The following is a 12,614-nucleotide window of genomic DNA, read 5'->3' on the forward strand; positions in this document are numbered from 1 at the left end:
AATATAACAAATTGTATCAATACATATTAGGAGCATTAATTCGTTGCATAAACAAAGTAATAGCTTATTCATCAACATTAATGACTATGGAGGAACTAGCTCTTTGTAGTGTCAGCGAATGTTATAATAGTAACATTTTAATGTTTCATAACTAATTTTTAAAGGAGAAGTGAATAGAATGGATGTTAAAGATATATTAGCAAAAGTAGATCATACACTGCTGGATGTTACGGCTACATGGGAAGATATAAAGAATTTATGTGATGATGCTATGAAATACCAAACGGCCAGTGTTTGTATCCCAAGTGCTTATGTTAGAGAAGCAGCAAATTATGTTGAAGGCAAAATAGCCATCTGTACAGTCATTGGATTTCCGAACGGTTATAATACCCAAGCTGTTAAAGTATTTGAAGCAACAGACGCCATTTCAAATGGAGCATCAGAGATTGATATGGTGATCAATGTGGGCTTCTTAAAAAGCGGGCGTTATGAGGAAGTTTACGAGGAAATACATGCCATTAAAAATGCATGTGGAAGTAGAGTATTAAAGGTTATTGTTGAAACCTGTTTGCTAACCCAAGAGGAAAAAGTGAAAGTATGTGAGCTTGTTACAAAAGCTGGTGCTGATTATATCAAAACATCCACTGGATTTTCAAAAGCTGGAGCAACTAAAGAGGATGTCAGCCTGTTTGCACAGAACATTGGTCTAAATGTGAAGATTAAAGCAGCTGGAGGCATTCGCTCTTTGGATGATGCTAAAGCATTTATCGAGTTGGGTGCAGACCGTTTAGGAACTAGTGCCATAGTTAAAATTGTAAAAGGGCAGGAAGTATTGGGGTATTAGATATGGTATAATTCTGATAATTATACTTTATTATTAGTAGTTAGGATGAACCGGTATGGATAAGCAAGAGAGAGTAAATACAATTGTATCAATCCTAAAAAATAAAAGTGGCGCATCCATCAAAGAACTTTCCCATCAACTTGATGTCACAGAAATGACTGTTCGCCGGGATATTAAATATCTAAAAGAAAATAAAATCGTTCAAGTTGTTTCAGGTGCGGTTATTTATAATGGTTCTGACCTCAATGAGAATAAACAAGATGAATATGATTTGACCACTCAAAAAAATAATCGGGCATCAGAAAAATATAATATAGGTAAGTTAGCAGCTTCACTAATCGAGCCTAACGATATTATTTTTATTGATATTGGTACAACAACCGCTCAAATCATCGAACATATTCCGTCAAATCATTCTGTGGAAATTGTTTGCTGCACTATGAACGCATTAATTGAGATTCATAAAAAAGGGTTTAAGGATTTTATTCTTATTGGTGGTCATTACCGTCCAGAACTTCAAATGTTTGAGAGCAGAGAAGGGTTGGATTTAATAAGTAGAACACGAACAACAAAAGCATTTATTTCTGCAGCTGGAGTTAATGCTAAATTAGGCATTACTTGTACGAACAGTTGTGAAGTGGACACAAAAAATGCGGCAATTCATTGTGCTCTTGAGAAAATTTTAGTGATTGATTCCTCTAAGTTTGATATGGTTAAGTCCACTTACTTTGCTTCGTTAAATGATTTTGATGCGATTGTAACTGATAGAGGTTTATCAGAAGAGTGGATTGAGAAAATCAAACAATTAAATATTTCTCTTTATCTAGCTTAGAAATTCAGCGCGTGCCGATACTCAATTGGTGCGCGCTGTTTGCTTTTATACTTTTAAACTACTTTCTTATATGTTATAACTAATGCTACATTCTGAAGATCATTTGGCATTTGATTCGTTGAGGGGAGATTTAGTTTTTGCATTCACCACAGACACAAGACAACAAGAATTTGTTATATATCATTTTACTCATTTCGGGGATTGTTCTGGTAGCCTTTAATTTACGCCCTGCGATTACATCGGTAGGTCCATTAGTGGGCATTATTCAAGAAGATGTGGGGCTTGCACACTGGAGTGCAGGTTTATTAATGAGTATACCTTTGATATCCTTCGCTGTTATGTCGTCTCTCGTTCCTAGAATCGCTGCTCGTTTATCCAACGAGAAGACGCTATTGTTAGGTTTGGTTATTCTTTTGGTCGGAATTTGCATTCGTTCCATTTCAATGACACTCTTTATTTTCGTTGGTACGCTTTTGATTGGAGTAGGGATAGCCATCGGAAATGTTCTATTGCCGGTAGTTGTGAAGGAGAAGTTCCCACAAAAGTTCGGTCTAATGACAAGTATCTATTCCACTTCCATGGGATTGTTCGCATCGTTAGCATCAGGTATTAGTATTCCTCTAGCCCATGGTCTGAAGCTTGGGTGGGACGGAGCCTTAATCGTATGGGGAATTCCGACAATCATAGCGATCGTGGTATGGATCCTTCTAACTAGATTAAATCCAGCCAAAGATAATGTAGTGAAAAGTGTAAGGATCAGTGCTAGGCAAATCTGGCGTTCACCGCTCGCTTGGAAAATAGCGCTATTCATGGGATTTCAATCTTCATTATTTTATATAACAATGTCTTGGTTACCTGAAATCTTATATAACTATGGCATAAGTAGGGGTACAGCAGGCTGGTTATTATCCTTCACACAAATTGTTGGCGTACCTGTTAGTTTTCTTGTTCCTATTCTTGCAGGACGACTGCGCTCTCAAGTATGGATTGCATTCGCATTAGGCATGTGCTCCATTGTTGGTTATGGGGGCCTATGGATGGGCTCATCTTATCCTATGATGATCCTAAGTATTATCTTGATTGGTATCGCTTTGGGAGGGAATTTCCCACTGGCGCTAAGTTATATCGGAATTCGTGCCCGAAACGGAAATCAAGCTGCAGAATTATCTGGAATGGCTCAATCCACGGGATATATGCTTGCAGCCATAGGGCCTATACTGATCGGTTATTTATATGATATGACCCAAGTGTGGACGATTCCACTGATCACACTGATCGTTATTTCCGGACTTGTGATGACGTTTGGAATGTTGTCTGGCCGAGATAAATATGTATAAAAAAACTCCCCATATAGCAGACAGGTGAAATAATGAACCCTGCTGCTGTATGGGGAGTTTTTTTAAATCGTTTTATTTAAAATACTAAATATCTTTAGCGCTATTTGAATTCGTAGTAATTCTTCCGAATGCTTTAAGTCCAGATTTAGGATTTCTTTTATTTTTTCGATTCGATAGATAAGTGTGTTTCTGTGCAAAAACATAGCCTTCGAAGTTTCGGTGACATTCAGATTGTTAGTAAAGTAATTTTCTAAAGTTAGCATGTAGCTTGTACCGTGTAATTGATCATGATCAAAGACTTTACCTAGACACTTTCGGAAAAATTCTTCTAAGGCAACGATTTTGATATTTGCTTCCAACAGATGGTAAACTGAATAATCTTCGAAATGTGAGACCTTGTTTTGAAGGTTTTTTTGTTGCATTAATTTAATCATTTCGTTCGCCTCAGAAAAGCTATTATGCAGCGAGCTGATTGTACTGTATTGCTGACCAATCCCTATTAAGAGTGTTTCTTTCGTTCTTTGGATAAGTACCTCAAGCAGTTCATTTGCATATAACTTGGCATCACTAATCGAAACAGGAGGTCTTTCTTCATTTTGCCCTACTAGAATGATGACTCTGTTGTTTCTATAAAAACACTTAATTTCTCCAATCGCTTTATGCGACAAGTCATAAATGATGTCCACACACTTTTTTGCAATGGACTCCATTTTGTACTTTCCGATAATCATATCTTCAAACTTGTCTGCTTCATTCATTTCAATATTTATCACCATACTGTAATACATATAGCTCGGATTTAATCCATGTAAATAACATAAGGTTTGCAGCGCTTCATGGGATGATATTTTCCCCGAAAGTAAATCATCAATGGAGTCCTGCTTAATTCTTATTTCAAGTTCGCTAATTTCCTTTGCTTTGATCAGCTCAAGTGCCATGATGGTGGAGGCTTGCTGCAAAATAATGTAATCAAATTCTGATAGCTCTTGCACTGTCTGCCAAATCACAATATAGCCGTAAATATAGTTAGAAGCAGCGACAGGAATCACCCGACATTTTATTTCCGCACCTTCTGAATGATAGGTCCTCTTAATAGATTTTTTCATTTCATTTAGATTGGTAGGGATAGTATCGATGAACGCTTTATTAAAAACAGGCTGTCGATTTGAAAAATCAAGATAATACTCGAGAGGACTGTTATTCTTCGCATGTTCTGTGTGATGCAGTAATCGCCAATCCTTGTCTACGACAATAATAGGATTACTAATCGTTTCGGATAACATGGAGGTTATTTTGGCAATACCGCCGCCTTCGAGGGTGATTTTGAAGAACAAGTTATGTATATCTAAAGTCTTTCTATTGAGCAAATCATATCTTCCGGAAACCTTCTCATTAATGATCGAGATCATGTTAGAGAGTGTGTATTCAAAGGGAAGTTCTAGAAGGGGTAACCCATACTTATTGGCTTCATCAATCATGTTCTGAGGAAGCTTGTCAAAGTACCGTTTCATTTTCACAACCAATCCTGAACAGTTCAGCTCCGCAAGTTCCTTAATCATTCGATTTTGTAATTCGGCATTATTTTTAAAGATGTAGCCTGTTGATAAGAGTAGTTCGTTAGGTGAAAGCCAGTCAAAGGCATCAGGATTCTCAATAATGTTAACGATGGATATGGATTTATCAATTCCTTGTTCTCCAGCAACAATTTTTATTCCCTCTATAGCCTTGATCTTTATTAAGTCTTTAACGGTTAGCAATGTTTGGCACACTCCTCAGACACACTTTTAACACATTCCCTTGTATAACATGCACAAATAGGATGCACTCTTTTTAGTTCGCTTAAACGATGACGATCCCTACCAGTATATTATATATTAAGTGCGTAAGGTAGTTACGCTAATAGTTGCCTTTGTACGATGTAACCAAATCATATGATTCAATGCATTCATCCATCTGTTGAAGTGAAAAGGAGGTCAATCACCTTTTTGAAAATATAAGGAATGAAAATAGAGGTGACTCTAGTGAGATTTGCGAAATCCGGTGATGGAGATTTTATTCAACGAATCATTCATCATAAGTTTCATGGCTTTGTTCATAGCACATTTAATCGCACAATCAATATTCAATGTTTGGATCGTGGAGATTTGTATACTATTGCGTGTAAGGGAATCGATAATGCGCCTAATACACTTATTATTGACTTAGAACATTTTGAAGAAGCAGATATCAAGGTGAATGACATTGTAAGTTCGGATCATTCCGTTTTATCAATTGCTAATAAGATGTCTATCACAATGAATGGTGTTAAAAAATGGAATTGTAAACTGCCTAAATATCCTTCAGAAGCTGAAGTCTTAATAATGAATGTATCCGTCATGAAGCAATATATTAAACTTCACGGAAATAACAGCAGAATTGAAAGGGCTTTCAAGAGCGGCAATCCTTTTGACGATGAAATGTCTAGAATGCTTCATGAACGGACGCAATTACTTGTATCGGATTTGCAAAACAAGCGAATCTCTACTGCAATCACACATGCAACTTCGCTCATAGGCCTTGGACCAGGCTTAACGCCAGCCGGCGATGATTTCTTGGTGGGATTGTTTACCGTCATGGGCATCGAGAATCATCAATACTTTTCACACCAATCGTTTTGTGAAGAAGTCGTCTTACATGCGAAGGCTTTAACCAATGATATCAGCTATATGGCATTAGCTAAAGCAGCAGTTGGCCAGGTAAGAGAGTCTATAAGTGACTTAATGGAAGCTTTATTTAGAGGTAGCGAAGAGAAATTACTATTGGCTTTAGATAGGGTACTGGCTATAGGGTCCACTTCGGGTACTGATATAGCTCTAGGAATTGTTGCAGGGCTGGAAATGAACATGTAAATGGGAGGTACAAGTATGACTGTTCAAGTTTTAGTAAAACCAAACACATATATCGATTCCGTATCTTTGATGTCACTCTCAACCAAAGCGAATCAGATCGAAATCGTAGAACAAGCCATTATTGCAATGGGGACTGAAATGAATAAAGAGGTCATTAGAAATGTGGGCTTGATGACACCTGAAGTAGAAAGTGCCAAAACAAGTGACTTAGTGATTATTGTGAAGGCTGCCTCTGAAGAGCTATGTGAGGGTGCTTTCGATAGCATCAATGAATTGTTAACGAAAAAGAAAGATTCCTCTAAGGGAAAAAGTGAGGTTAAATACTCAACCATTACCTCAGCTGTAAACGGTACTCCTGAAGCTAACTTAGCGATTATTGCCGTAAATGGGAGCTGCGCTCCTAGAGAAGCAAGAAAAGCTCTTGAAAATAATCTTCATGTCATGCTGTTTAGCGACAATGTAAGTATTGAAGATGAAATTGAATTAAAGACTTTAGCCCAAGAAAAAGGCTTGTTAATGATGGGGCCAGACTGTGGGACTGCGATTATTGGCAATGTCGCATTATGCTTTGCAAATGCCGTGAGAAAAGGAAATATCGGGATCGTTGGCGCATCAGGAACAGGTAGCCAAGAGGTAACGGTTCGTATTCATGAATTTGGCGGTGGAATCACACAGTTGATCGGTACAGGCGGCAGAGATCTAAGTGAAGAGGTTGGCGGTATTATGATGCTGGCCGGAATTAAAGCGTTAGAAGAGGACGATGCAACAAAGGTTATTGTTCTCGTATCTAAACCACCAGCACCAAGTGTAGAAGAGAAAGTACTAGCACAAATTAAACAATGTAAAAAACCAGTCGTGGTTTGGTTTGTGGGTGGGAATGAAGAAAAGGTCGCCCAAGCTGGCGGTCATTTTGCAAAAATGTCAAAAGAAGCGGCGCTTAAAGCGGTACTTTTAGCTGGGGCAGACGAATCGATGCTTAACAAACGTACGTTAAATCTCCCGCTTATTGAAGAAGTGCGTGCGAAGTTAAATCCTCAGCAAAAATATATCCGTGGACTATTCAGTGGCGGTACGCTCTGTGATGAAGCGATGCACATTGCTATGGAGAAATTCGATAATGTCTACAGTAACATTCAGAGAGATTCTGAATATCGCTTAAAAGATGTTAGAGTAAGCCAAGCTCATACCTTTATTGACTTCGGAGACGACCAATTTACACAAGGTAAGCCACATCCAATGATAGATCCATCCACTCGGATTGAAAGATTTATTCAAGAAGCGAAAGATCCTTCTGTCGGTGTTATTGTGATGGACTTTGTTCTAGGCTTTGGAGCACACGAAGATCCTGTAGGGGCAATGCTTCCAGCGATTATCGAAGCGAAGCAAGCCGCTGAAGATGAAGGAAGGCATCTAGAGATTATTGGATACATTCTTGGAACCGAGCTGGATAGTCAAAATATTGAGGGTCAAATTAATAAATTGTTAGCTTCGGGTGCTACACATGCTAGCAGCAGTCAGAATGCAGGTCTACTAGCAAGAGAATTCGTTGTGAAAGGAGAATAGTCATGAGTAAAATCAATGAACTTTTTACGAATAAACTAAATGTCATTAATGTAGGCATTGCGAACTTTAGAGATGATTTGTTAAAACAAAACGCGAATGTAACTCACTTGGAGTGGACGCCGCCAGGCAGAGGTAATCCAGAATTAATTGCTGCGCTGGATAAGCTTGAAGACCCAAGGGTTACAGCTAAGATTGAAGCTGCTAACAAAGAGGCTGTTGAGCGAATTATTAACTCGCAACCGGTACTGATTGGCTTTGACCAAGCGATCAATGTGGTTCCGGGTATGACGAAAAATACGATTTTACATGCTGGCCCGCCAATCACTTGGGAACGAATGAATGGTCCGATGAAAGGTGCGGTAACAGGGGCTATTGTATTTGAAGGACTTGCCCCCAATCTTGAAGAAGCAGCTGTACTAGCCGAGTCTGGAGAGATTATTTTCTCGCCATGTCATGAACATAACTGTGTTGGTTCCATGGCTGGCGTAACATCGGCTTCCATGTTTATGCATATTGTTGAGAATAAAACTTATGGAAATATTGCCTATACAAATTTAAGTGAACAAATGTCCAAAATCCTTCGTATGGGTGCTAATGACGAGAGTGTTATCCAGCGTTTGATTTGGATGCGAGATGTATTGGGTCCTATTTTAAGAGATGCGATGAAGCTAAATCCCAATGGGATTGACTTGCGCCTAATGCTGTCACAAGCCCTTCATATGGGGGACGAGTGTCATAACCGAAATGTAGCTGGAACAACCCTGCTCATTCAAGCGCTAACGCCTTATATTATCCAAACCGATTTCACTGTTGAACAGAAAAAAGAAGTGTTTGAATTCGTTAGCAGCAGCGACTATTTCTCGGGCCCGACGTGGATGGCGCTTTGTAAATGTGCCCTTGATGCTGCGCATGGCATTGAGAATAGTACCATTGTTACCACCATGGCTCGTAACGGAGTGGAATTCGGTATCCGCGTGAGTGGAATCGCTGGGAACGTATGGTTTACAGGTCCAGCACAACAAGTAATAGGTCCTATGTTCGCTGGTTATAAACCAGAGGATTCTGGTCTTGATATTGGTGACAGTGCGATTACGGAGACCTATGGAATTGGCGGATTTGCTATGGCAACTGCGCCGGCTATTGTTTCGCTTGTGGGGGGGACCGTTGATGATGCCATCAGCTACACCACAAAAATGGCAGAAATCACAACCACTGAAAATCCTAATGTGACGATTCCAATGCTTGACTTTATAGGGATTCCAACAGGTATTGATATTCAAAAAGTCATTCAAACAGGAATTATGCCGATTATTAATACAGCCATTGCACATAAAGATGCGGGGATTGGAATGATTGGTGCGGGTATTGTTAACCCTCCAATCGAAGCATTTGAACAAGCCTTACTCGCATTAAGTGAAAATATTAAATAAGAAAAGGGCTAATTTGCTTAGCCCACCATTCTTATTTGGAGCTAGACGAACATCTTCGTGCTAGGCTGTGAAGGAGTGAACAATTTTGGATCATCTATCCTTGAATACAAAACTTATTGAAGCGAGTGAACAGGGAGAACTGGCTTTTGTTGAGAAACTATTAGACGAGGGTGCCAGTGTTGATTATAAAGATGCTGCAGGGCGAACAGCGTTAATGGCGGCAACTCAAAACAATCAAATCACGATTGCTAAGAGATTAATTGAAGCAGGAAGTGACGTAAACACTAGAGATATTACACAATTATCGCCGTTTATATGCTCAGCAGCAAATGGATTTTATGAAATTCTGCGTCTCATGATTGCTGAAGGAGCTGATTTGAAGAGCGTAAATCGTTTTGGAGGAACAGCACTGCTACCCTCAAGTGAAAAGGGCTACTTAAAAACCGTGGAAGTATGTATTGATGCCGGGGTTCCTGTGAATCATGTCAACGCCCTAGGTTGGTCAGCACTGCTTGAAGCAGTTATATTGGGCAACGGGGGGCGGCTATATTCTGACATTATTAAATCACTTGTCCATGCGGGGGCAGATGTGCATTTGCCTGATCGGGATGGGCTCTCATCCCTACAACGTGCCGAAGAGAATGGTCAGCATACAGTGGTGAAGATTCTAGAACAAAGCTTCCAAGAAAATAACGAATATGTGAAGCAGGCAAAGGCTCTTGCTAACAAAGAGCAATATGAAGAAGCTATATCTGTCATGGGCAGGGCGCTGGAAGCGGATGCTGACAACCTGGACTTCATCTATTATAAAGGTTATTTCTTGCAACAAGTAAAGAGATACGAAGAGGCACTTCAGTGCTATGAAAGCGCTTTATCTATGAATCCGATGAATTTAGAATTTTATTTCTATACAGCGAATGCTTTGAGATTGTGGAATAAACCGGAGGAAGCTCTTCAGGAATATGATAAAGCCTGTGAGCTGGCACCTAATGAAACGTTCTATCGCTACCACAAAACCAATTATTTAAGAGAACTTGGGCGACACCAAGAAGCAGTTATCGAGATGGATAAGCTTCTCGCGCTTCAGCCCCATAGATATGACTTCTCTTTCCATAAAGCGAACAGTCTAAGATCGCTTGGTAAGCATAAAGAGGCCATTGAGGCTATCGAGAACGCCATTAAGAATGATCCAACGAATCCGTTATACCACTCACACAAAAAGCAATCTCTTGAGTTACTCGGTTAGCGTATAAGAATTGCAACATAGGAGGCATCAGATGAAAGAGACTGTAATCGTTGCTATTGGCGGGAACTCATTGGTCAAGGAAAATGGCCTGGATTCGATTCATGACCAATCTGAAGCAGTAAAAGAAGTGGTCGTTAATATTGTTGATATGGTGCAAGAGGGCTACAATGTCGTCGTTACTCATGGTAACGGACCACAGGTAGGGTTTGGACTAAGAAGATCTGAGATTGCACATGAAATTGCCGGCATGTCTCCTGTTCCACTAGTGAATTGTGGGGCTGATACACAAGGTGGAATAGGTTATTTAATTCAGCAAGCTTTAATTAATGAATTTGCAGTTAGAGGGATCCATAAGAATGTGGCTACGGTGATTACACAAGTCGAAGTAAGCTCAGAAGATCCTAATTTCAAGAATCCGACGAAACCAGTAGGATCCTTCTTTTCCAAAGAGCAAGCGGAAGAAATGAAAAGAGAACATCCTGAATGGAGCTTTGTAGAAGACTCTGGCCGAGGATATCGTAGAGTAGTTCCGTCCCCAAGACCTATAGATATTGTGGAGAAAGACGCGATTAAGTCATTAATCGACGGGGGCTTTGTCGTTGTTGCTGCAGGTGGTGGAGGTATCGCAGTCGTGAAGGCTGAGGATAACACGTACCAAGGTGTTGATGCAGTCATCGATAAGGATTTCGCAACGAGTCTTTTAGCAGAACAAATCCATGCGGAGACCTTAATTATTACAACGGGAGTGTCCAGAGTATGCATCAACTATGGTAAGCCGAATCAAAAAGAGCTTTCCAAAATGACGGTTGATGAGACTAAACAATATGTGCTAGAAAATCACTTCCCAGCAGGAAGTATGCTGCCTAAAATCGAGGCGAGTTTAAGCTTCTTAGAGAATAGCGGAACGCGAGTTATTATTACGAATCCGGAAAGCTTAAAGGATGCGATGAATGAACAAGCAGGCACTCATATCGTGAAGTAATTTAAGCGAGGGGAAGTGTAGATATGGATCAAGCAAAATTGGAACTAAATTATGACAGGTACAAATCATACGGTTATGGTGAGGAATTACTGCCCAAAAAGCCTGAGCAAAGAGACTGGGGAATGTCCAACTATATCACACTCTGGATGGGCGCTGTCCATAATATTATGTCTTATATGACAGTGGCAGGTTTCTTCGTCCTAGGACTGAATACAACACAGGTGCTTTTTGCCGTTATGCTTTCAGCCATTATTGTCTCTGCATTTTATGCTTTAAATGGGTATTCTGCCTCCAAGTATGGGCTGCCATTTGCGATGCTGCTTCGTGATTCCTTTGGAGTAAAAGGAGCCATAATCCCTGCATTAATACGGGGGCTTATTGCCGGGTTAGTCTTCTTTGGAACCACAACCGTTGTAGGTGCAGAATCATTAAATGTTATATTTGCTAGATTTATTCCGGATTATATGAGTTTAGGCGGCGGGTTTACACTATTCGGGTTAGCATTTCCGACCATGATCTCCTACGCAATTCTTTGGACAGCAACTGTGCTGTTGTTCTTAGGGGGAATGAAAACACTGGGTAAGTTCGGTAACTGGTCATCCCCGGTAGTGTATGTGTTTATTATTGGTGCTGCGCTGTGGGCGATCAAGATTGCTGGAGGGTTTGGCCCGATTTTAGAGTATGTACCGGCGAACCCAACTTCAAGTCCACTAGTCTTTATTGCTTGCGTGAGTGCATTGGTATCTAACTGGGCGGGTCCTGTTGTAAATATGTCTGACTTCACCCATCGTGCGAAATCACCAAGAGCGGCTATGATTGGATTGCCTGTAGGGTTTATCTTGTCTTATATTCTTTTTGCCATCACTTGTGTGGCTTTAATCGCGGGTACTGAAATTGCGTTTGGTGAACCGATCTTCAATATCGTTCATGCCATTGATAAAATTGAAAACACTTTCGCGGTTGTTGTATTGATTCTTGCGCTAAACGTAGGAGCAATCGCCTTCGTAGTGTTTGCCAACTTATTGCCAGCTGGCTTGCAAATGTCATCTCTTTTCCCGAGAAAATTCACTGTAAAGACTGCGGGTGTCTTAACAGCCGTCGTTGGAACTTTGATTTTGCCATGGAAGCTTGTAGAAAGCACTACGACGTTGTTTTATTTCTATAGCTTTATCGGGTCCATCTTTGGTCCAATTGCGGGTATCATGCTTTCAAGCTTCTTTATTCATCGGAAAAGAGTATTAAATCTTGACCATATCTATGTCCCAGCAGGCAGCAACGGTGAATATAAGAATGGTTACAATCCTGTTGCGATGGCTGTTCTAGCAGTCAGCTTCATCCTTCCTATGTCAGGTGCATTTCTTAAGGGTATCCCCTTCCTAGTTAGGATGAATGATTTTGCTTTCTTTAGTGGCTTAATAGTTTCGTTTATTCTATATACCATCTTTAGCAAAAAACTAAAATCATCCTAATTAAACTAGAGGAGGAATTTTGA

Annotated in this window: 10 protein-coding genes; 9 read left to right on the top strand and 1 reads right to left on the bottom strand. The window is 40.1% G+C overall.

Annotated features, from left to right (window positions below):
* Positions 1 to 178 precede the first annotated feature (178 nt).
* From deoC to MHB64_RS05060, 3 genes are all read left to right on the top strand, one after another.
* On the top strand, positions 179 to 844 hold the full coding sequence (gene deoC / locus MHB64_RS05050; RefSeq protein WP_179283716.1) for a deoxyribose-phosphate aldolase: 666 nt from the start codon (positions 179 to 181) through the stop codon (positions 842 to 844).
* A gap of 55 nt (positions 845 to 899) precedes the next feature.
* On the top strand, positions 900 to 1,676 hold the full coding sequence (locus tag MHB64_RS05055) for a DeoR/GlpR family DNA-binding transcription regulator (RefSeq protein ID WP_094872386.1): 777 nt from the start codon (positions 900 to 902) through the stop codon (positions 1,674 to 1,676).
* Between the two features lie 137 nt (positions 1,677 to 1,813).
* Positions 1,814 to 3,013 carry a CynX/NimT family MFS transporter gene (locus tag MHB64_RS05060; RefSeq protein WP_280787785.1) on the top strand — a complete coding sequence of 400 codons (1,200 nt, stop codon included), beginning with the start codon at positions 1,814 to 1,816 and terminating at the stop codon, positions 3,011 to 3,013.
* A 62-nt stretch (positions 3,014 to 3,075) separates the two neighbouring features.
* Here the strand turns inward: MHB64_RS05060 and MHB64_RS05065 are convergent, their stop codons facing one another.
* The gene (locus MHB64_RS05065) at positions 3,076 to 4,770 is read right to left on the bottom strand and encodes a PucR family transcriptional regulator (RefSeq protein WP_341133853.1); all 1,695 of its coding nucleotides are present in this window, start codon (positions 4,768 to 4,770) and stop codon (positions 3,076 to 3,078) included.
* Positions 4,771 to 5,013: 243 nt separating this feature from the next.
* Between MHB64_RS05065 and MHB64_RS05070 the strand changes: the two genes are divergently transcribed.
* The 6 genes from MHB64_RS05070 (at position 5,014) to MHB64_RS05095 (ending at position 12,591) form a co-directional block, all read left to right on the top strand.
* Complete coding sequence (locus MHB64_RS05070) at positions 5,014 to 5,901, top strand: DUF2877 domain-containing protein (protein ID WP_341133854.1); 888 nt, start codon at positions 5,014 to 5,016, stop codon at positions 5,899 to 5,901.
* Positions 5,902 to 5,916: 15 nt separating this feature from the next.
* Positions 5,917 to 7,464 carry an acyl-CoA synthetase FdrA gene (gene fdrA, locus MHB64_RS05075; protein WP_341133855.1) on the top strand — a complete coding sequence of 516 codons (1,548 nt, stop codon included), beginning with the start codon at positions 5,917 to 5,919 and terminating at the stop codon, positions 7,462 to 7,464.
* A 2-nt stretch (positions 7,465 to 7,466) separates the two neighbouring features.
* Positions 7,467 to 8,894 carry a YlbE family protein gene (locus tag MHB64_RS05080; RefSeq protein ID WP_341133856.1) on the top strand — a complete coding sequence of 476 codons (1,428 nt, stop codon included), beginning with the start codon at positions 7,467 to 7,469 and terminating at the stop codon, positions 8,892 to 8,894.
* 100 nt (positions 8,895 to 8,994) lie between these two features.
* Positions 8,995 to 10,140 carry an ankyrin repeat domain-containing protein gene (locus MHB64_RS05085; protein ID WP_341133857.1) on the top strand — a complete coding sequence of 382 codons (1,146 nt, stop codon included), beginning with the start codon at positions 8,995 to 8,997 and terminating at the stop codon, positions 10,138 to 10,140.
* Positions 10,141 to 10,171: 31 nt separating this feature from the next.
* Positions 10,172 to 11,122 (top strand): carbamate kinase, encoded by a 951-nt coding sequence (arcC, locus tag MHB64_RS05090; RefSeq protein WP_094872379.1) that lies wholly within the window; start codon positions 10,172 to 10,174, stop codon positions 11,120 to 11,122.
* Between the two features lie 23 nt (positions 11,123 to 11,145).
* Positions 11,146 to 12,591, top strand: a complete 1,446-nt coding sequence (locus MHB64_RS05095; protein ID WP_341133858.1) for a cytosine permease — start codon at positions 11,146 to 11,148, stop codon at positions 12,589 to 12,591.
* Positions 12,592 to 12,614 lie beyond the last annotated feature (23 nt).

The sequence above is a fragment of the Paenibacillus sp. FSL K6-2859 genome (assembly GCF_038008265.1).
In the GTDB taxonomy this organism is placed as follows: domain Bacteria; phylum Bacillota; class Bacilli; order Paenibacillales; family Paenibacillaceae; genus Paenibacillus_AQ; species Paenibacillus_AQ nitricinens.